Below are 21,830 nucleotides of genomic sequence, written 5' to 3' on the forward strand. Positions count from 1 at the left end.
TCGTAATGGATCGGTGTTCAAGTGAATTTGTTTGGTCCATAGAAGAGGGAGGACGCTTCGAAATGCGTCCTCCCTTTTTTCGTCTATTTCTTGACCGTCGGCCTATGACCCATTCACGCATGGAACATCCTGAAGATGCCAATGAACGTATAATCAATCAAGTTGTCTGAAACAATGATTTGAACTCCTGTAGAACCGAGTTGTTGCAGAAGAGGGGCCTTGAATAAATCATAACTTTTAGCGATTTGTCCTCCTAAAATAATGATCGTTGGTTGATAAGATAGGATATAGGGAAGGAGCATTTCCGCTAACAGCATTCCGAATTCGGAAAATACATCCATGCAGGCGACATTTCCCGCTTTTGCAGAATCGGCAAGATCTTTCACGTCCATTTCCGGAGTAAGTACACCTGCATGTTGGGCCATTTGTAAGATCCCTCTTCGCGAAAACAGATCATCAATCCTCCCGCCGCGAAACGGCTGATTGTATAGCCAACCATTTTCGGGCACGCCTGGTCCGTGGTTTATGATGTTTGAATGATCAATAAAAGCAGAACCAAGCCCAGTTCCTAGCGTAAGCGCAATGATGCGATCACTTGGGTAAAGGGTACTCATGCCGAGCGCAAACAGCCGAGCATCATTCTCGAAACGAATGTGAACGTGAAGTAAATGTTGTGCCCATTCCTCATGGATGTTTTCTAAATGCGCATAGAATGCTTTCTTGAGATTGATTCCGTAAATGGATTCGAATTTGTTCAACCCGTGAACATAACTGATTCCTTGCGAATAATCAAACGGACCGGGAAAGGCAATTCCAATCTGCCAACGGATATTTGGATGGATCTCTTTCGTTAGGTTATAGGACTCATACTGTATTTTAATAATGGTCATAAATTGGTTGATAATCGTTGCTGCATCCCGATCGGCAAGAGCGGGGAACTGTTTGTAACTAGATTTCAGAGGGACGCCATTCTCAACGATACACGTCTTGATGAAAGTCCCTCCCACATCAAGGGCGATGACATTGTTATACGTCAAGGAGACTCACATCCCAAGATTCGGATACGCCAGCTTTAATTAATTTGCATGGAGCATCGCCAAGGTTAACTATTTTGTATTCTCCAAAAACAGACGGTAAAATATAGGATTCCGCATATCTAAAATCCACGTAAACCGATTCATCCGCACGAGACACGATCCGAACTTGTTCACCTTCCACCAAATTGTACATAACCATCTCACCGTTGGTGTTGTCTTCCCATGTATCCTGCAAATGTACGCGACGAACATAAAACAATAAGTCATCACGCTGCCCTAATAAATATTCTTCATTTTCACCTTGGGTTTGAAGAAGTGTAGGCGCAGGGATAAGATTTTGTCTCACCCACGCCGTCTTTTTATGAAAATCAATATTATCAAACGCATGATCAATGTTAATTGGACGAGGTTTTCCATCTAATCCTTTACGTAAAAAATCGTATATTTTAAATGTAAACCACCACGTTGTGGATGAGATTTCAAGGACTAGATTATCTTTACCGGATGTATGCACCGTACCTGTAGGAATAAGGAACAAGTCGCCTTGTTTTGCATCAAATGAATTCACGTAGTCCGTTAACTGCATAGGGACGCCCGTTTCTTGGGCGGTTTGAACAGCATCGTAAAAGCTTTCTTTCGTGCATTGCTCTGTTAAGCCCAAATAGACTTTGGAATCGCCGTTCTTCTCCATAATATAATACGATTCCTGCTGGGCCATAAACTCATTGAACTTATCCCGAATGTACTCTTGTTTCGGATGGACCTGACAAGAAAGATTATCCCCGTCGATGGTATCCAGATAATCGAAGCGAATCGGAAAGTAATCTCCAAAGAGCTTGACGAGTCGATCTCCCAGAATATTCGTGTATTCATAGTGCATTACCGTTAGAAACGGAAGCTCAATTTGGGTCCCCTTATACTCCAATAGGATAGAGTTCTCAGGTGCTATAGGTTCAAAACTCCATGCACAATTGATCCAATCCTTCGGTAAATCCGCGAATTTTTTAAGGAACTGGCCTCCCCATACGCCTGGTGCGAAGAAGGGTTTGACACGCATTGGCGATTTCGCAATGTCTTTGACCATCTCTCGTAATGTATAGGCTGTTGTCATGACCGGAGATGCCGGTTGATTCATGTCGATGTAGTAATGGATTTGGTCAAGGATTTGTTTGCGGTAAGATTCCATAATCGGCCATTCTACGAACAGGGATATTTTATATTTCTCAACCGCATCCCGATTCCAATTCAAGCCGAAATTAAGCAGCTGGAGCTTGTGTTCGATTTGTTGGTATTCTCGGGAAACGTCTAAATAGTAGGTGATATCGAAATGTCCGTTTCCAAGCCAATAGGCGCCTGGACCAAAAGTAATGACGAATGTCGGGTAGTTGGAGGCAGGGCAGGATGCAATGGCTTGGTTCATCCAACTTGATACCTGAGCTTGCGCATCGGGTTCAAAATAATCATCGATCGTTCCTTCCGCGAAATATCCGAATGCACGGTTGTCTGAAATATTGGGATGAAATTGCTTACGCAAAGCCTCACTCGTTTTCATGTAACCATCGGTACCTAAGGTAAGCACGGCGTAGCCGTTTTTCTCCAGCGTATCTATAGTTCTTTGAAGAACAGATTGGAAAAGAGCACCATGGGTACCATCGAATGATACTCGGATGATATCTTGCTGCTTATTTTTGGCGAAGTGCACAAGCGGCGTTATGATTGCATCAAATCCTTTTTGCAGTCCTGGTTCGGCGAATGGGGCGTCCGTTCCTGGCGAGATATGCTGTTGGAAGCGAATAGGGTTAATCGGCCTTTTTTCAAACACGAATGTCACACTCCTATATTATGATTAATCCCATTGTAAGGAGTGTTTGCGAAGATTTCTTTAGAAACAGAATCCTATTTTTTGTACAATTCGGACATGGAATGAAAAAAGAATTACGCATTATGCAAAATGATTTGGTAGTTTTCGCGTTTGTCTGCCTTCCGTAAATTGCGATTTTCGAAATCTAGCAGGCGAAACACCTAGCATTTTCGTAAATACGCGTGTAAAATAATGAACCGACTCGAACCCCGTAAGTTTAGCTATTTCTTTGATGGCGAGATCACTGTTAAGTAGATAATCTTTCGCTTGTTGCACTCTTCGTTCTTGAACGTAGTGTACGAAGGTTTGCCCCAACTGGGAATGAAAGAGCCTAGACAAATGGCGCGTGGAGATGCATAGTTCTTTTGCAACATGTTCAATGCTTACTGCGGAGGATAAATTGTCCTCAATATAGAGTTTGGCTCGTGTAAATTGACGATGTTCTTCGGTATCTTCGACTAAAGATTCATGATCAAATGCTGGATCAGGCGACAAACTGTGCAGTAAAGAGTACAGCAAAGAAAGGCAAAGTAAATTCAACATATCTTTGAATACCGGTTTCTTGTTTTCGACTAAGCTAAAAACGGTTTGCCAAATCTGAGCAGAGATTTCAGCATCTTTCATATCAGCGACGACTTTGCCGCGGTGAATTAGGTTTCGAACATTTCGGCAGTAGTCTTCTGAGGATCTCTGTTCGTCGATTTCAAATGCTACGAAAAATAAGATAAGACCTTGCTCGCTGCGAATTTGATGCCATATGCCGGGTCTTGAACAGAATAAGGTGCCATCACTCAAAGGATAGGTTGTGCCGTCATCCTCATAACTGCCTTCCCCTTGCAATACATAACATACTTCAAAGAATGAATGACGGTGCAATGAGTTGTTATAATGTTCGGGCATAAAGCCCCAGTAATGAATACGAAAAGAAACTTGTTCATTGGTAATTTCCGATATGTGCTGATTGAGAAGTGCGTTTGCTCTCCGATAGGTTTCGTAAGACATTCAAAGATCCTCCACATGAAGATTTAAATTTAGCAAAGTACATATGTAAAGCCAAAGCGAACGTCAATCACGATCATAGGTGAATGATATTATCTAGACGAGGTTCTCCTAAGTATGTAATATAAACGTTTGACTCAATACAACTATTTAACGCAAAAAAAGTGTAATTTTGTCCCAAAAGTTAGTGCCTGTTCTAGTACCTTATACTATGCATGAAAAATGCGGTAAAATAAACAAGAGGTGATGCTTTATGGACAAAATTTCAATTGATGAACTGTTTGGAAAATTAGAAACTGAAGAAGTTTTATTGCTCGATGTCCGCGGTCAAGCAACCGTTTCTGAGTTTATCCCGGAACATAGCAACCTTCATCGCATCCACATTGAAAAAGGCGAAATCAACAATTGGTCAGAGACTACCAAGGCTGAAATTCAAGAGTTTGCTGAAGGTAAAACATTGTACGTAACATGTTCAGGGGGCTACTCTGGAACAAGTTGTGCGATCTTATTGCGCGAGAAAGGATTTGACGCTGTCACAGTTGATGGTGGAATGCGTGCATGGCAGGCAGAAATAACAAAAAAATAATATCTTTTTTGGAAAAAGGAAGTGGCTGTCCCAGAAATCATTTTTGGAAATGGCAGCCCCCGTTTATGACGTCGAGATACAGTATGACAGCAAACAGCCCCAGCATTTGTCTGGGGCTTTCGCATGTTTTAGGGCGGTGCGCAATACCGGTTACCTGATTTAAAGGATGATCCCGCTGTTCAGGCGGTTTTGAAGTCCGAAAATTTATCCAAACGAATGTAATGAGTACAAACAATCGCGGAAATTGCGGTTGTTTTTTTTGTCGATTATTCGAAATTAATATTGGGTATGCTTAGACTTAAAGGAAAAAAGATCCATTTATTGTGAAGGGAAAGGAGAGAAATCATTGAGATCTAAGATTCAATTGCCACTGCAGACCGTAAGCCTTGTTGTCTCTTTTATGTGCTGGGTGCTGATTTCCTCGCTAATTCCATACATCAAGGAGGATATTGCGCTGACCTCGGGCCAGCTTGCATGGGTGTCTGCAATTTCCGTCATTCTAGGTTCGATATTACGCATACCCATCGGCTATTACGCCAATCGGTTTGGCGCCCGCATTCTGTTTATGATTAGTTTCCTGGCGCTGCTTCTTCCCATATGGTATCTGAGCTTGTCTAACTCCTTCGTGGACCTGATGATCAGCGGTTTGTTTCTCGGCATTGGTGGGGCGGCGTTCTCCATCGGTGTGACGTCTCTGCCGAAGTATTACCCGAAAGAGAAACACGGGACGATCAATGGGATTTATGGCATAGGAAATGCAGGGACGGCATTTTCAACATTCGGTGCCCCTATTCTTGCTCAAGCCTTAGGTTGGAGGACGGCTGTCTATTGGTATTTAGCGCTGGTAGCCTTGTTTGCACTATTGAATTTTGTATTTGGGGACAAGCAAGAGATACGTGTGAAGAATTCATTATCCGAGCAGATCAAAGCGGTGTACCGCAATCAAAAATTGTGGTTCCTGAGCATTTTCTATTTTATTACCTTCGGCTCGTTCGTCGCTTTTACGATTTATCTGCCGAATTTCTTGGTGGATCATTTTGAATTGAGCAAAGTGGATGCAGGGATTCGAACCGCAGGATTTATCGTGTTAGCAACGATTTTTCGGCCGATCGGAGGCATTGTCTCGGATAAAATCAATCCATTTCTCGTGCTCATGTTCGTCTTTGGTGGATTGACCTTATCGGGCGTCTTGCTATCTTTTACCTTGTCGATGCCGTTATTCACGGTCGGATGCTTGGCTGTCGCTGTCTGTGCCGGTACCGGGAATGGTGCGGTGTTCAAGCTGGTGCCTATGTATTTCTCAAAACAAGGTGGGATCGTGAATGGAATCGTGTCGGCAGCCGGGGGGATAGGCGGTTTCTTCCCACCTCTGATGCTAACCTCCTTATACGGCATGACAGGTCAGTATTCGATTGGGTTCATGGCATTGTCGGAAGCTGCTTTAGCGAGCTTGATTCTGGTTTTCTGGATGTCTTTTCAGGCGAAAATGCAGCTGTCCGCGGATATCTTAGAATCCACTGCGGATGCGGTGATGGTGACGGATCCACAGGGGATCATTATGACGGTCAATCATGCGTTCACGAAAATTACAGGGTATACCAATGAGGATGTTGTAGGGCGAACACCGGCTGTTCTCAGCTCGGGTCACCATGACCGTGCATTTTATGAATCTTTCTGGAGCACGCTGCTTACGACGGGCCACTGGCAAGGAGAGATTATGAACAAACGAGCCGATGGATCCATATTTCGAGAATGGCTAACCGCGAGTGCGGTGAAAGATGATCAAGACCGTGTGAAGAATTATGTCGCGATATTCAGTGATTTATCTAAATTAAAGGAGAGATAGACATGTCAGGACGCGCTCTGAAAAATGTGGATAGTCATTCTTCAATTCATGAAGCTGCACTGGAGGAGGCCAAGGAATTGGTAGAGATTCTTCACCGCTGCTTGACCGAAGGTGAGCATGATAAAGCTCTGGAGGTGGCCTATATCAATGTAGAGCATTGGGAGACCCGAACACTTCAACATGCGGAGAGCGAAGAGGGTGGTCTATATAAGGAAGTTGTTGAGGCGAACGCCGAATTAAGAGAGACGGTGGCGGCTTTAACGAGAGATCATAACTTGATGCGGTACTTGGTGAGAGATATTAAAGAGATGTTGGAAAACGAAGGGGCGTCTGATCAGGTGCTGCAACGATTCTACGCGCTCATTCTGATCGATACCTATCATAACCATGATGAAGAAACGATGATTGGGCATGAAATGGAGGCACCGCGACATGCATCTGGAGAAGCCAGCTAAGATGAGTGATAACGTCTCGTTCGAGAAGCCCTTACGTTCCGTGGAGCCTGCATTATACGGATGGCTTCAATCGGAGATGAGCCGTCTGCATATTCATCCGTATGACGTCCATGCAGGCGCAGAGGTCCAATCGGATGGGGTTCTGGTCCGTTTGCGATTTGGAGAACGTCTCTCGTATGTACAGGAGCAGCATTTTTCGAGGGATGCCATCGAATCGCAAAGTTTAGAGATTAATCGTTTCTTCGCTAAGGTTGGCGAAGATATCCAAAAAGCGTTAGTGTCAGATTACTTCAAAATGATGAAGCCGTAACAATACAGCTTAGGAAGGCAGGATATGACCTTGGTCAATGAAGAGGCGTTGTTTATCCAACAGGATTTGAAGGATTTGAATGCGATATTGGAAATGCGGTTTGGGGAGGTACCTGCAGAGGTCTTGGATATCATGACGAATATCCGGGATTTAAATCGACTGCAGCGGCTCATCTTGGTTGCTTGTAATACGCCGGACTGGAAGGTGTTTGTGGAGGAGCTCCAAGAAGGTGAGGGCGCCTACCGCTTAACAGGCGAAAGATTTAATCCGTTGGGAATGACTTCGAATGAAGGGTGATATCCATGGCAGATAAACAGAATAGATTACTCCAATCTTTGAAGCACTTGAAGCGAGGCGAACGCATCAATGAGGGATGGACAGAGGAGAGCGTTCGTTCAAGAGACTGGGAAGACCTGTATCGTGGGCGTTGGCAGCATGATAAGATTGTCCGATCGACACACGGTGTGAACTGCACGGGGTCTTGCAGCTGGAAGGTGTACGTGAAGGACGGAATTATTACATGGGAAACCCAGCAGACGGATTATCCGACAACGGGCCCTAATTTTCCAGAATATGAACCAAGAGGCTGTCCCCGAGGGGCGAGCTATTCTTGGTACACCTATAGTCCTATACGGGTGAAATATCCTTACATACGCGGTGATCTAGTGGAGTTGTGGCGAGCTGAACTTGCACAAGGCCATGATCCTGTCACCGCTTGGCGCAATATCGTGAATGATCCGCAGAAGCGAGAGCGATACGTGAAGTCGAGAGGGAAGGGCGGATTTGTGCGGGCAGACTGGCAGGAGGCCTGTCAGATGATTGCGGCGGCGACGATTCATACGATTAAGACGTATGGACCGGATCGTGTGGTCGGATTCAGCCCGATCCCGGCCATGTCCATGGTGAGTTATGCGGCGGGAACGCGATTTTTGTCCCTGATTGGCGGCACCATCTTAAGCTTCTATGATTGGTACGCGGATCTTCCCCCTGCATCTCCACAAATTTGGGGTGACCAGACAGACGTGCCCGAGAGCGGTGATTGGTATAATGCGAAGTACTTTATCATCTGGGGTACGAATCTGCCGCAGACCCGTACACCTGATGCGCATTTTATGGTGGAATCGCGTTATAACGGAACGAAGGTGGTTGGGGTCAGTCCGGATTATGCGGAATATGAGAAGTTCGCAGATATCTGGCTGCCAGCTAAGGTGGGTACCGATGGCGCTCTGGCCATGGCTATGACGCACGTGATTTTGAAGGAATTCTATGTGGATCGAGAGACTCCATACTTTATTAATTATGTCAAGAAATTTACAGATTTGCCGTTCCTGGTCATGATCAAGGAAGATGAGAAAGGTATACGTTCTGACCGCTTTTTGCGCGCATCAGATCTTCATGATGCACAAGAATTAGCCGAGTGGAAGACACTTGTCTGGGATAGCGTCGCGAATGTACCGTACGTGCCGAATGGGAGTCTTGGATTTCGTTGGGATCAAGGGAGTAAGTGGAACCTCGACCTCTTGAGGGAAGACGGAACATCCGTGGATCCGCACCTGTCATTTATACATGCAGCTGATGAAATTGTGAAGGTTGATTTCCCTTATTTCGGTGAGCGTGATGGCGAAATTGTACAGCGTGGGGTACCGGTGAAGCATCTTCAAAGTCACACGGGCGAGGTGTACAAAGTGACAACGGTCTATGACCTCATGATGGCGCATGTGGGTGTAGGAAGGGGATTGACCGGCGATTACCCGGCTGATTATGACGATGAGAAGCCTTATACTCCTGCTTGGCAAGAAGCGATTACGGGTGTCAAGAAATCCCATGTCATTCAGGTGGCACGGGAGTTCGCTGATAATGCAGCAAGAACGGGCGGCAAATCCATGATCGCGATGGGTGGAGGGACGAACCACTGGTTCCATAGTGATCAGATCTATCGTTCGATCTTGAATCTTGTCCTGCTTACGGGGTGTCAAGGTGTAAATGGCGGCGGTTGGGCGCATTATGTCGGCCAAGAAAAGGTTCGTCCGTTAGAAGGTTGGCAGCAGGTAGCTTTTGCCGGGGACTGGTCGAAGCAGGCACGATTGCAGAATGGTACGTCGTTCTTCTATTTTGCGACAGAGCAATTCCGTTATGAGGCCAAAGAAGATCGTGCGGAAGAGCCCCCTTGGGGAGGACGCTATAGTAAGATGCATCCGGCCGACATCAATGCGATGGCGGCGAGGCTCGGATGGCTTCCCTCGTTCCCGCAGTTCTCTCAGAATTCGCTGGATCTGGTTCGCGAGGCGAGAGAACACGGTGCGAAGACGGATGAAGAAGCAGCGGCATACATCGCCCAGCAAGCGGCCAAGGATGAGATTCAGTGGTCGATAGAGCATCCGAATGATCCGCGGAATTTCCCGCGCGTCTTCTTCAACTGGCGCTCCAATCTTCTGGGCGACAGCGGGAAAGGCCATGAGTATTTCGCCAAGCATTTAATCGGTGCAGACAATCATGTACTCACCGATACGACCCATTCCTGGCAGCCTGAGGATGTGAAGACGACGGCGGAACCGCCGGAAGGGAAGACAGATCTCTTCGTCAGTCTGGACTTTCGGATGACGAGCTCGGGACTCTTCTCGGATATCGTCTTGCCTGCCGCAACTTGGTACGAGAAGTTTGATCTAAGCAGTACCGATATGCATCCGTTCGTACATCCCTTCAATCCGGCGATCTCGCCGCCTTGGCAAGCCAAGAGTGATTGGGATGCGTTCCGAGAGATAGCGAAGGTGTTCTCGGAGCTCGCAGCGAAGCATCTTCCCGCTACGGAGGATGTGGTGATGTCACCGCTTGCACACGATACGCCAAGTGAGGTCGCACAAGTGCATGGTCGAATACAAGACTGGCGCAAAGGGGAAACCCCTGCCATACCTGGCAAGACGATGCCGTCATTCCACATCGTTCAGCGGGATTACCCGAAGGTCTATGAGAAGATGATTACGCTGGGACCGAACATTAAGAACGGCTATGTCTCTAAGGGTGTGAAAATTCCAGGTGAGCAGGTCTATAAGGAGCTCCTTGAACGATTAGGTCCTTCTCGCAGGGACGGGATTGGGAAAGGGTGTCCGGATTTATATACAGATCAGCAAGCGATCGAAGCCATTCTACTCATGTCGGGTGCAACGAATGGAAAGCGGGCCGTGGAAGGCTGGCGCTCCATGGAAATGAATACAGGCAAGAAGCTGACGGGGATTGCCGAACCTCGCGAAGAAGACGCATATACGCTTGCGGATATTACAGCGCAGCCGCGGCAAGCAATTTCTGCCCCGGTATGGAGCGGGCTAGAAAAAGATAACCGGCGGTATTCGCCTTTTACGCTGAATACAGAATACGGCATCCCTTGGCGGACGATCACCGGGAGACAGAGCTTCTACCTGGATCATGAGATGATCCTTGATTATGGTGAAGCATTACCGCTGTATTTGCCGCCGCTCGCTCATATCCCTTTTCTCAAAGGGGAAAAGGAAGTTCAAAATCCGGGCAAATCCATTACCGTGCGATATCTGACACCGCATCAGAAGTGGGGAATCCATACCATGTTCACCGATACCAATCAGATGTCTACGCTCTTCCGAGGGTGGCAGGTCGTCTGGATGAATGAGAAGGACGCCGCTTCGATCGGGGTGAAAGATAATGATTGGATTGAGATCTACAACCGAAATGGGGCCGTAGCAGCAAGGGCTGTTACGACATATAGGATTCCGGAGGGAATTGCTTATATGTACCACGCACAAGATCGTACGATGGGCGTTCCGGGCACTGCCATTAACAAACAACGGGGCGGTACGCATAACAGTGTGACCCGGATTACAATGAAGGGCACGCATATGATCGGCGGATATTCGCAGTTCAGCTATGGATTTAACTATTATGGACCTACAGGAAGCCAAAGGGACACCATCACGATTATACGACCGCTTAAGGAGGTGGACTGGCTTGAGGATTAAAGCACAAGTCGCCATGGTCATGAACCTGGACAAATGCATTGGATGTCATACATGCTCGGTCACCTGTAAGAATACGTGGACGAATCGCCCTGGTACGGAATACATGTGGTACAACAACGTGGAGACAAGACCAGGTCCTGGATATCCCAAAGCATGGGAAGATACAGGCAAATATAAAGGCGGTTGGGTCCTGAAAAATGGCAAGCTTACGCTGCGTGCTGGCGGACCGATCACGAAGCTGGCGAACCTATTTTATAATCCGAATATGGCCGATTTGAATGATTTCTACGAACCATGGACCTATGATTACGAGCATTTGATCAACAGCCCAAAGAAGAAGCATCTTCCGGTGGCGAGACCGAAATCGATGATTACCGGGGAGTTCATAGATAAGCCGGAATGGGGCCCCAATTGGGATGATGACTTGGCTGGCGGCAGCGAGATCGTACCGCTTGATCCGAACGTGCAGAAGCTGCAGGAACACATCGCGATGGAATATGAAAAGACGTTTATGATGTACCTGCCGCGAATTTGCGAGCACTGTCTAAATCCTTCGTGTGTTGCCTCCTGTCCGTCGGGTGCGCTGTATAAGCGCGAAGAGGATGGCATTGTGTTAGTGGATCAAGAGGCTTGCCGAGGCTGGCGTTTCTGTATGAACGGATGTCCCTATCATAAAGTGTATTACAACTGGAATACGCATAAGGCTGAGAAATGTAATTTCTGTTACCCTCGCACAGAGGCGGGCCTGGCGACCATTTGCTCTGAAACCTGTGTAGGTCGTCTTCGGTATATTGGCGTCGTGCTCTATGATGCCGATCGCGTGAAGAGTGCTGCATCGGTAGAGAATCTGCAGGATTTGTACGAGTCCCAGCTCTCTGTCTTCCTGGATCCGATGGATCCTAAGGTTATAGAGGAGGCGCGAAAGGCAGGCATCAATGACGCTTGGATTGATGCTGCTCAGCGTTCCCCGGTCTATAAGTTGGCGATGAAATGGAAGGTTGCGCTGCCGCTGCATCCGGAGTATCGTACCTTGCCGATGGTGTGGTATGTGCCACCACTCAGCCCGATCATGAATCATATCGAGGAAGAAGATTTGCAGACAGATCATTATATTCCTGCGGTCGATCACATGCGTATTCCGATGGAATATTTGGCATCGCTTTTGACGGCTGGCGATACGAACGTTATACGCCGCGTTCTCTTAAAAATGACAGCGATGCGCGTGCATATGCGTAACAAAGCCATCGGCGGAATGGATGAGCTGAAGCATAGCCAACTTTTGAGCGAGGCTGATATTAGCGAGGAAGATCTTGAAGATATGGCACGGCTGTTCGCTGTGGCCAAATATAATGAGCGGTTCGTGATTCCAACAGGCCGTAGGGAGATGGATAATGATCTACATTATAAACAGGGCGCCTGCAGCATCGAGGAGATTACACCGCCGGAGGGAATGGTTACCTATCCATTCCAGAAGGAGGATTAAGCCGTGAATGAACAACAACGCAAGATTTTAGCCGTCGCATCGCGTGTGGTTGGTTATCCAGAGGATACGTTCTCTAGCGAACGTCAGATTTTACTACAAGCGATTCATGAGGAAGTGGAACAGGAAGAGCTCAAGCACAAGCTGGTCCAGGCGCTTGAGCCTCTATATGCCCTATCTCTGCAGGAATTGCAGGAGCAATATGTGCAGACCTTTGATTGGAAGGAGAAAACGGGGCTCTACTTAACAGCCCATGAGCTTGGGGATAGCCGAGATCGAGGCGCAGCGCTTATCTTACTGCAGCATATTATCGCGGATGCTGGATACGAACCTGCAGCAGGAGAATTGGCCGACTACATTCCGGCACTCTATGAATTGATTGCTGTAGCGCCGGATAATGTGCATTTGAAGGCCTTGCAGCGCCGACTTGCCGTTGCGACCAACCGGATCGCAGGACTCCTTTCAGAAGAGCATCCATATGCCCCGATTTTTCACATGGTGTTAGACGATGTGTTAGGCAAACCCTCCGCTGAAGATATTCAGAAGCTGGATCAATCGCGAGAGCAGACGGACTTAGAGGATATGCCCTATCCGATTCTCTACGGTATGGACGGGATGGCGAAAACAGACAATGCGCCGTTACCCCATATGAAAATGTGCAAATGAATGGAGGTATCACAATGGCTGAGATCTTCTGGTGGGTTGTCTTTCCTTATATTGCGCTCACGGTGATGATTGTTGGACTGCTGTACCGCTTTGCTTATCGGCAGACGAGCTGGGCAGCACCTTCTACGGAGATGTTTGAGAAGAAGTGGTTGAGGGTCGGATCTACCCTATTTCATTGGGGGATTATCTTCGCCCTTGTCGGACATATCATGGGAGTCTTGATTCCCCGTGGGGTGTATGAGGCACTCGGGGTAACGGATGAGTTGTATCACGTGTTCGCCATTGCAGGCGGCGGTGTGGCAGGAATTATGGTTGTCCTGGGGCTCATTGTATTACTCATTCGCCGATGGACGAACCGCCGCTTGCGTGTCCATTCGAGGTTTTCGAGTTATTTTACGGTAATATGGCTTCTGATCGTAGCTGTCATGGGTGTCTATATGACCTTGATTTACAACGTAACAGTTGGCGCTTATGAGTATCGGACAACGATTGGTCCTTGGTTTCGAAGTCTCTTCACATTCCAACCGGCCTATGAGCTGATGCGGGAGGTTCCTGTACTGTTCCGGGTACATATTATCTTTGCTTTTGTCTTGTTCGCATCCATTCCCTTTACGGTGCTGGTGCATATGTTCTCCTTCCCGATCCGGTATCCGACGCGAGCTCCGCAGCAATATCGTTCGAGATGGAACTATAGAAGAAAATCAAAAATATGATTCGAAGAAGGAGTTGTGAAGCGATCAGCCATTGGGTTGGTCGCTTTTTTTGGTGTAAATGAGAATCTATTGAGAATATTCATCGTGCGTATAAACCTGTCTAAATCCGCTATCCTAAGCTAATAGAGGGGGTGATTTCAATGGCTAAAGACGTATTATGCGAAGTGAACAATTGCAAATTCTGGGCTGCCGGCAATAAATGCAATGCATCATCCATCTATGTCGTTAACAACCGTGGCACGAATGCGAGAAACTCGGAAGAAACGGATTGCAAAACGTTCGAATCAAAGATTTAATGTGAATGGGGCGGCTGGATTCCAAGCTCAAGCTGCCCCTTCATGCGTACTTCTGCGGTTCTTCATCAATATATAACTATTTACTAACTTTATGTTTATACACATTCCGATACACGGCAGGGGTTAAGGTTTCAAACTTTTTGAACGTTTTAATAAAATAACCGGCATCACAGAATCCGAGCTCATCACTGATTTGATTCATGGACAAGTCTGTTGTCTCTAGGAGCTGCTTTGCCCACTCAATTTTGAGTCGGGCTACAAAAACAGAGAAATTCTCTCCTGTTTCTTTGGTGAAGATGCGGCTAAAATAACTGGAGCTCATATGGCATTGCTTGGCCATCTCCTGTAAGTTGAAGTTTTCATTCTTATGGGCATAGATGTAATCGAATGCGGGCTGAAGCACCGGATTGGAAGAAAGGAAGGCGTGGGACGCAGACTTTTTCACTTTCGTCTCAATGAGTGCACTCGATAATTCCTGCTGGATAGCTTGGATATTCCGGTAGGTCCGCTCGGTTTCATTGACTGATTCAAGCGAAGATTGCCCCGTATCCAGAGACAGCGCTTTTTTGTACATATCAATCGTTGCGTTCTTATCGATAGCTTCTTCGACGATATAGGTACACAAGTGAAAGAGCATATCCGCAATGGTGGTTACTTCTTCGTAAGATAAGACGGGCAACGCCTGATAATCCTTTTTCAAGGCTTTGAATTTATGGTCTGTCTCCGCATTGGAGGGTCGAGATACGATTTGTTCCAGCAGGGGCATATCCGCATCGCGAAGCTTAATTTGTCCCGCCATGATCGCTCCAATATATTGGTTATCAATAATAATCGGGATCGCAATATCAATAATATTGAAATGGCATAAATAGATATAAGGTTTATTCAAACGTACAGCTTCGAGTCCGCCTCGGGCATCACATTTTTGACAATATTGCGAGAGATATGCGTCTTGGCGTACGCCCTGGCAGAAGGATTGGCAGTGACTATGCTTGGAAACGGGAACACCCTTGTAATCTACTGTAAGGATCGCCATTTTGCTTACTAGTGACAGCGAGTCTTGCAATTTATCCCATTTTTCCAAATCAATAATCCGCTTTAAATCAAATCGTGAATTTGACATATTGGGTTCTCCATAAAAGTTAATGTAAGCATGAATAATCACACAACAATTATACTCGATTTATGCCCAATAGGACAAAAAAGTACAATTTAGAACGAAAATGACAAGAAAATACGATCTGAAAACGCTTAAAATGGTATGAATCGTTCCATGATTCTTGCGATATAAGCTTCTATAATAGAGTTATATTTAGTAAGGGAGGAATACGAAATGAGAAGAGCGTTTATTAGTCCAACAAAATATGTTCAAGGTGAAGATGAACTACTCAACTTAGGTTACTTTGTACGCACATTTGGAGATTCAGCGTTATTGATTGCCCATCCCGATGATGTGGCGCGCGTGAAAGACAAGCTGGATGCTACAATTCATAAATTTAATATCACCCTCGTTGAAAGCGGTTTCCACGGAGAGTGCTCCAGACAAGAAGTAGCACGATTGCAGGCGTTAGCCAAAGAACATCAATGTGCTTGTACGATTGGGTTAGGCGGAGGCAAAGCCATTGATACCGCGAAATGCGTCGCTGAAGGAGAACATTTGATCATTGTTCCGACGATTGCCGCAACGGATGCGCCAACCAGCCATTCTGCTGTATTGTATACACCCGAAGGTGAATTTGATGATTATGCATACTTTAAGCAAAGCCCAAGCGTGGTCATGATTGATACCACCGTCATTGCGAATGCGCCGACAAGATTCCTTGTTGCGGGGATGGGCGATGCACTCTCCACGTACTTTGAAGCTAGAGCAACCGCGAATTCCTATTCCAACGTCAACGCTGGTTTGCCATGCGGGGTTCGCGAAGGGGTATGCGGGGACGCCAAAGGAACCAAGACGGCCTTCGCCCTTGCAAAATTATGTTATGAAACGTTATTGGAAGATGGCTTAAAAGCCAAACTATCTTGTGATCAGAATGTTGTTACACCTGCGTTGGAAAATATTATTGAGACGAATATTTTGCTATCCGGTCTTGGTTTTGAGAGCGGCGGTTTAGCAGCCATCCATGCCATTCACAACGGATTAACAGCACTTGAAGGCACACATCATTATTATCATGGGGAGAAAGTAGCTTTCAGTACCCTAGCGCAATTGGTGCTTGAAAATGCCGATAAAGCGGAGATTCAGGAAGTATTGACGTTTAGTGCTTCAATCGGTCTTCCGATTTGTCTTGCGGATATCGGTGTCGATCATGTGACGCATGAAGAATTGATGAACGTTGCTCAAAAGGCTTGCATCGCGGAAGAGTCTATTCATTCCATGCCATTCCCGATTACGGAGGAAGCGGTAGCTGCAGCGATTATCGTCGCAGATCAACTGGGCCGTGAATTTAAATTGAGCAAGGAGGCATAAGATGAAAAAAATCATCAATCAACCGGAAACGCTCGTTCGGGAAATGTGCAACGGCCTTGTTCTGGCACATCCGAACTTAACGTTCAACAGCAAATATAAAATCGTATCCAAAAAAGAAATTCATCCCGATAAAGTCACGCTGATCAGCGGCGGCGGAAGCGGTCACGAGCCTGCACATGCCGGATTTATCGGTAAAGGGATGCTGGATGTCGCGGTATGCGGCGATGTGTTCGCTTCCCCTTCGCAAATACAGGTCTATCAGGCGATCCGCAGCGCTGCAAGCAATAAAGGAACGTTGCTGATCATTAAAAATTACAGCGGCGATATTATGAATTTCAAGAATGCCGCACATCTAGCATCAGAAGACGGCATTCAAGTCGATTATGTCAAAGTGGATGACGATATTGCCGTCGAGGACAGTCTCTATACTGTAGGCAGAAGAGGCGTAGCAGGGACGGTTCTTGTTCATAAAGTGGCAGGTGCTGCGGCAGAAGCGGGCTTGTCTTTATCCGAAGTGAAGGAAGCTGCACAACATGCCATCGATCACGTTCGGAGCATTGGATTTGCTTTTACATCATGCACCGTTCCGGCGAAGGGCACGCCGACATTCCAGATCGAAGATCATGAGATGGAGTATGGCGTTGGGATTCATGGCGAACCGGGCATTCGGAGAGAAGCAGCGATATCCGCGGACGAATTAGCGCATCGGATGGTATCCTCCTTATTGGACAACCTTCATATGAATGATGATGCTGAGCATGAAGTTGCGGTATTGATCAATGGCTTTGGCGCTACGCCGCTGCAAGAATTGTACTTGCTGAACAATTCGATTACGCGTGAATTGGTTGCGAAGAATAAAAAGGTCTACAAAGGATTTGTCGGCAATTACATGACGAGTATTGACATGGCAGGCGCTTCGGTAACCATCATGAAGCTGGATGCTGAACTTAAGAAATGGCTGTCGGAACCATGTGTTACGCCGGCGCTAACGATCCAAGAACCTTTCGAACCGGTGAATTACACAGAAGTTGTGCATGGTGAGGGAACGAATCCGCATGTAACCTACAAGAATGAGACCGATCCATCTGGTGCCAAGATTGAACAAAACCAGATGTCTTTGCACAATATCATCTATCTGATCGATCAAATGAGCGAAGTCATTATTGAAAATGAGGTCCCTTTCTGCGAGTTGGATGCCCATGCGGGGGATGGTGACTTCGGCATGAGCGTTGCCAAGGGATTCAAGCAATTAAAGGCAGAATGGAAAGACATTCTGGCACATCACGCAACAGATATTGGAAGTTTCTTGGATGCTTGCTCGTTAATTATTATGGAGCATTGCGGCGGCGCATCGGGTCCGATCTGGGGGTCTGCATTCCGCGCAGCCAGCAAACAGGTTGGAAATAAGCAAGTGCTGTCCGTGAACGAGGTCGCGGATATGATGGCAGCCGTTGTCAAGGGGATTCAAGATACAGGCGAAAGATCATTTGGCAGAGGGGCCGTTGTCGGAGACAAAACATTGATTGACGCCTTAGTTCCTTTAGCTGAATCATGGAAGCTAAGTGCCGAACGCGGCGACGATATCAAGTCGGCATCGAAGAAGGCAGCAGAGGCGGCTGTTCAAGGAGCCAAACAAACCGAAGCCATTGTCGCTCGTATGGGAAGAGCCGGTACGGTGGGGGAACGGAGCATCGGTTATCCTGATGCAGGTGCCTATGCCTTAGGCGTCATTTTCACAGAGCTTGCAGAAGCGATTAAATAGTCTAGCACACACAAAAGAGCAATGGTGAAGGGTAATATCAAGCGATCAGCAATAGGGCTGGTCGCTTCTTTATTTGCATAATTAGAGTTTTACTTGCAATAAGATGTATTTACATGTCAAATGATAAGGTGTATATTACAATTAATAGAGTGAAATGAGGTGGAGCCTGCCAACAGCGGGCTCCATCTATTTTTTTGTCAATATCCTGTTATTGGAAGAACGATTTTGGAGGGGAACATGGAACAGCAAGCGATTTGGGCAATTGGCATTTTTTTAGTGACTTACGGACTTATTATCTCAGAGAAGATTCATCGTACGATTCTTGCCATGGCGGGTGCGGTTTTGATGGTGGTCTTTGGCATTGTGGATCAAGAGACCGCCATCCATCATATTGATTTCAACACCCTTGGCTTACTGATTGGGATGATGATTATCGTCGGCATTACGACCAAGACGGGGTTATTCAAATATGTAGCGCTGAAAGCGGCGAAGGTGGCCAAAGGCAAGCCGAAGAGGATACTCGTGGCACTTGCACTGATTACAGCACTGGGTTCTGCCTTCCTGGATAATGTCACGACGGTATTGTTAATGGTGCCGGTGACCTTCAGTATTACGAAGCAGCTGCGCATCAATCCGGTTCCTTTTTTAATTACGCAAATTTTGGCGTCCAATTTAGGGGGAACGGCGACCCTTATTGGGGATCCGCCGAACATTATGATCGGAAGTGCTGTTAAGGAACTCACGTTTATGGCGTTTATTACAAATTTGGCTCCGGTTATTCTTATCATCTTATTGGTGTATCTGCCGCTCTTCGTGTGGATGTACGGCAAAAAAATCAATTCTACGCCAGAGCTTCAGCAGAGCATTATGGAGATGGATGAGAAATCCATGATTACGGATCGACCTCTGTTGTGGAAATGTCTAAGCGTGCTTGGACTTACCATTGTGGGCTTCTTTTTACATCAACTGATTCATCTGGAATCGGCAACCGTTGCGTTGGCAGGGGCATTCCTATTGCTTCTGATGACAGGGGAACGATTCTTGGAAGAGGCTTTTCACAGTGTCGAGTGGACAACGTTATTTTTCTTTATCGGCTTATTCGTCCTTGTCTCAGGGCTTGTGGAGACAGGGGTTATCGCGCAAATGGCTGCTAAAGCTATCGAGCTCACAGGCGGTGATCCATTGCTCACCTCCATGCTCATCTTATGGTTAAGCGCAATCGCCTCCGCATTTTTGGATAACATTCCATTCGTGGCGACCATGATCCCGATGATCCAGGAGATGGGCACGATGGGGGTCTCGAACCTTGAGCCCTTGTGGTGGAGCCTTGCGCTGGGGGCATGCCTGGGCGGCAACGGAACGCTTGTGGGGGCTAGCGCCAACTTGATCGTAGCTGGTCTTGCGGGTAAAGAAGGACATTCGATCTCATTTATGAAGTATTTAAAAGTAGGATTTCCGTTCATGATTCTTTCGATCGTCATTTCCAGCGTATATGTGTACTTCCGTTATTTCATGTAAGGGAGGATGAGAGGTTTGAAGCTAACGTACATGTTTGATTCGCAGCGGTTTAACATTCAAGAGACAGAAGATGGGGGAGATGTTCGATTTCGCATTCAAGGATTAGAAGAGGTTGATTTGCATGTCATCATGCAGCGTATTCAGCAAGATTTTGAAGAGAATCGGGTCATTACCGATGTGTTGATGTATGTTTACCCCCATCAGACCTTTGAATTTATCGTGCGGCAAGATTTCTATGTTGATTTTATCTTATCCTTGATGAAATATCAGATCCTGCAACGTATAACATGGATCTAAAAGGCATAGCCTTCAATATTAAAAGCACAGTTTGAAATGGGATCGGCTAAAATATATAATAGGATCAAAATAAGACTCAACACAAAAATGAGTTCTTGACGACCAACATCGAGATGGATAAGTTGATTACGCAATTCGTGGCTATAGTCGCGAGTGGTTTTAAATGAACAAGACAGGTGATACTTATAACGGACTCAGGTGTCGTTATGTGGAGCAAATTCGACTATTAGAGTGGGTAACGGACTGAATGCAACTAGAATAAAAAGTGGACACGACGTTAAGGAACAAAAGATAATAAACTTAACGAAAGAAGAGGTGTCCAATTGTGGGGGAACAACGGCAAAGGTATAACGAAGAATTTAAAATGCAAACAGTGAAATACATTCAAGAGCAAACGAAGTCTCTATCCGAAATATGTGATGAACTTAGCATTCCGAAAAGCACCGTACACCAATGGATCGCGCAATATCGGCAATTCGATCAGGAAGCGGTCAATCATCCGGAGAAGATTAAACAACTCGAGCAAGTGCTAAAGAACAATGAGGAGGAGAACCGCCGTAAAGAGCGTGAAATTAATGAATTAAAAGAAGAGTTAGCCATTCTAAAAAAGGCGCTGCACATCTTCAGCAAAGAAAAGAACTAAGATTTCAATTTATTGAAGATCATCTCTCCGAGTTTCGCGTGGAGAAGATGTGCAGCGTACTACGCGTATCCAGGAGTGGTTATTACAAATGGCGTACGGCAGCGCCTTCTGAGCAGCTCCAACGAAAGGAGAAGCTCAAAAAGCGTATTATTTGGCACTTCCATGACTCCGAAGAACGCTATGGAAGCCCAAGAATTCATCGGGATCTTAAGAAGGAAGGCTGGACCGTATCGGAACGAACGGTTGGCCTCATTATGCGCGAAGAAGGGCTTCGTTCCTGTATGTCACGTAAATTCAGAATAAGCACGACAGATTCCAAACACGAACTACCTATCGCACCCAATGAGCTGCAACAAGATTTTTCAGCAACTAAGCCGAATGAAAAATGGGTGGCGGACATCACTTACATTCCTTGTCGCCAAGGAAAGCTGTATCTAGCCAGTATCTTGGATCTGTACACGAAACAGATCGTAGGATGGAAATTGGGCGACTATATGACAACAGATTTGGTTTTGGATGCGCTGAAGCAAGCCCATACAGCGAAAAGACCGGGAAAGGGACTAATCCACCACTCTGATCGCGGTTCGCAGTATGCGTCAAAAGATTACCGTGAACAACTTAAAAAGTACGATATGAAACCCAGTATGAGTCGGAAAGGAAACTGCTACGATAACGCTTGTATTGAGGCGTTTCACAGCATTTTGAAGCGCGAGTTGATCTACTGCAAACCAAAGTTTAAAACCAAGCAAGAAGCGCAAGAGAAACTATATCGATACTTAGAATTCTTTTATAACCGGAAACGCTCCAATAGCACGCTGGGATACATGTCGCCGGTTCGCTTCGAGCAGCTCTATTATGAGCGAAATTCAGCTTAATTTTGTGTCCACTTTATTGACAGAAGAGCA

The 21,830-nt window shown here is 46.3% G+C and carries 20 protein-coding genes; 16 read left to right on the forward strand and 4 right to left on the reverse strand.

Annotation, left to right across the window (positions count from 1 at the left end):
• Positions 1-113 precede the first annotated feature (113 nt).
• From BVG16_RS29425 to BVG16_RS29435, 3 genes are all read right to left on the reverse strand, one after another.
• Positions 114-1,037: an ROK family protein gene (locus BVG16_RS29425; RefSeq protein ID WP_078502770.1), complete on the reverse strand. Its 924-nt coding sequence runs from the start codon at positions 1,035-1,037 to the stop codon at positions 114-116.
• Positions 1,027-2,859: a class I mannose-6-phosphate isomerase gene (locus BVG16_RS29430; protein ID WP_078502771.1), complete on the reverse strand. Its 1,833-nt coding sequence runs from the start codon at positions 2,857-2,859 to the stop codon at positions 1,027-1,029. The genes BVG16_RS29425 and BVG16_RS29430 overlap by 11 nt, the downstream gene beginning before the upstream one ends.
• 120 nt (positions 2,860-2,979) lie before the next feature.
• Positions 2,980-3,900, reverse strand: a complete 921-nt coding sequence (locus BVG16_RS29435; RefSeq protein WP_078502772.1) for an AraC family transcriptional regulator — start codon at positions 3,898-3,900, stop codon at positions 2,980-2,982.
• Positions 3,901-4,150: 250 nt separating this feature from the next.
• Between BVG16_RS29435 and BVG16_RS29440 the strand changes: the two genes are divergently transcribed.
• The 10 genes from BVG16_RS29440 to BVG16_RS29485 all read left to right on the forward strand — a co-directional run bounded on the left by BVG16_RS29440 (position 4,151) and on the right by BVG16_RS29485 (position 14,235).
• Entirely contained in the window at positions 4,151-4,483 is a 333-nt protein-coding gene (locus BVG16_RS29440; RefSeq protein WP_078502773.1) for a rhodanese-like domain-containing protein, read from the forward strand.
• A 346-nt stretch (positions 4,484-4,829) separates the two neighbouring features.
• Complete coding sequence (locus BVG16_RS29445) at positions 4,830-6,329, forward strand: nitrate/nitrite transporter (RefSeq protein ID WP_144027533.1); 1,500 nt, start codon at positions 4,830-4,832, stop codon at positions 6,327-6,329.
• Between the two features lie 2 nt (positions 6,330-6,331).
• Complete coding sequence (locus BVG16_RS29450) at positions 6,332-6,784, forward strand: hemerythrin domain-containing protein (protein ID WP_078502775.1); 453 nt, start codon at positions 6,332-6,334, stop codon at positions 6,782-6,784.
• Positions 6,762-7,094, forward strand: a complete 333-nt coding sequence (locus tag BVG16_RS29455; RefSeq protein ID WP_078502776.1) for a hypothetical protein — start codon at positions 6,762-6,764, stop codon at positions 7,092-7,094. Before BVG16_RS29450 ends, BVG16_RS29455 begins: the two co-directional genes overlap by 23 nt.
• Positions 7,095-7,118: 24 nt before the next feature.
• Entirely contained in the window at positions 7,119-7,391 is a 273-nt protein-coding gene (locus tag BVG16_RS29460) for a hypothetical protein (protein WP_078502777.1), read from the forward strand.
• A 5-nt stretch (positions 7,392-7,396) separates the two neighbouring features.
• Positions 7,397-11,080 carry a nitrate reductase subunit alpha gene (locus BVG16_RS29465; RefSeq protein WP_078502778.1) on the forward strand — a complete coding sequence of 1,228 codons (3,684 nt, stop codon included), beginning with the start codon at positions 7,397-7,399 and terminating at the stop codon, positions 11,078-11,080.
• Positions 11,070-12,563, forward strand: a complete 1,494-nt coding sequence (gene narH, locus BVG16_RS29470; protein ID WP_078502779.1) for a nitrate reductase subunit beta — start codon at positions 11,070-11,072, stop codon at positions 12,561-12,563. The genes BVG16_RS29465 and narH overlap by 11 nt, the downstream gene beginning before the upstream one ends.
• 3 nt (positions 12,564-12,566) lie before the next feature.
• A complete protein-coding gene (gene narJ / locus BVG16_RS29475; RefSeq protein ID WP_078502780.1) occupies positions 12,567-13,226 on the forward strand; it encodes a nitrate reductase molybdenum cofactor assembly chaperone in 660 nt (219 codons plus the stop codon).
• A 14-nt stretch (positions 13,227-13,240) separates the two neighbouring features.
• Positions 13,241-13,939, forward strand: a complete 699-nt coding sequence (narI, locus tag BVG16_RS29480) for a respiratory nitrate reductase subunit gamma (protein ID WP_078502781.1) — start codon at positions 13,241-13,243, stop codon at positions 13,937-13,939.
• A gap of 140 nt (positions 13,940-14,079) precedes the next feature.
• Entirely contained in the window at positions 14,080-14,235 is a 156-nt protein-coding gene (locus BVG16_RS29485; protein WP_078502782.1) for a DUF1540 domain-containing protein, read from the forward strand.
• A 76-nt stretch (positions 14,236-14,311) separates the two neighbouring features.
• Here BVG16_RS29485 and BVG16_RS29490 read toward each other — a convergent pair whose 3' ends face one another.
• On the reverse strand, positions 14,312-15,358 hold the full coding sequence (locus tag BVG16_RS29490; RefSeq protein ID WP_078502783.1) for a PocR ligand-binding domain-containing protein: 1,047 nt from the start codon (positions 15,356-15,358) through the stop codon (positions 14,312-14,314).
• A 210-nt stretch (positions 15,359-15,568) separates the two neighbouring features.
• Between BVG16_RS29490 and BVG16_RS29495 the strand changes: the two genes are divergently transcribed.
• From BVG16_RS29495 to BVG16_RS29520, 6 genes are all read left to right on the forward strand, one after another.
• Complete coding sequence (locus BVG16_RS29495) at positions 15,569-16,705, forward strand: glycerol dehydrogenase (RefSeq protein WP_078502784.1); 1,137 nt, start codon at positions 15,569-15,571, stop codon at positions 16,703-16,705.
• 1 nt (position 16,706) lies between these two features.
• On the forward strand, positions 16,707-18,467 hold the full coding sequence (dhaK, locus tag BVG16_RS29500) for a dihydroxyacetone kinase subunit DhaK (RefSeq protein WP_078502785.1): 1,761 nt from the start codon (positions 16,707-16,709) through the stop codon (positions 18,465-18,467).
• A 237-nt stretch (positions 18,468-18,704) separates the two neighbouring features.
• Positions 18,705-19,985 carry an ArsB/NhaD family transporter gene (locus BVG16_RS29505; protein WP_078502786.1) on the forward strand — a complete coding sequence of 427 codons (1,281 nt, stop codon included), beginning with the start codon at positions 18,705-18,707 and terminating at the stop codon, positions 19,983-19,985.
• 15 nt (positions 19,986-20,000) lie between these two features.
• Entirely contained in the window at positions 20,001-20,282 is a 282-nt protein-coding gene (locus BVG16_RS29510; protein WP_078502787.1) for a hypothetical protein, read from the forward strand.
• A 325-nt stretch (positions 20,283-20,607) separates the two neighbouring features.
• Positions 20,608-20,925, forward strand: a complete 318-nt coding sequence (locus tag BVG16_RS29515; RefSeq protein ID WP_078497227.1) for a transposase — start codon at positions 20,608-20,610, stop codon at positions 20,923-20,925.
• A gap of 11 nt (positions 20,926-20,936) precedes the next feature.
• Positions 20,937-21,800: an IS3 family transposase gene (locus tag BVG16_RS29520; RefSeq protein ID WP_233146885.1), complete on the forward strand. Its 864-nt coding sequence runs from the start codon at positions 20,937-20,939 to the stop codon at positions 21,798-21,800.
• The last annotated feature ends 30 nt before the right edge of the window (positions 21,801-21,830 follow it).

Source organism: Paenibacillus selenitireducens (assembly GCF_002021565.1).
Taxonomy (GTDB): Bacteria; Bacillota; Bacilli; order Paenibacillales; family Paenibacillaceae; genus Paenibacillus_K; species Paenibacillus_K selenitireducens.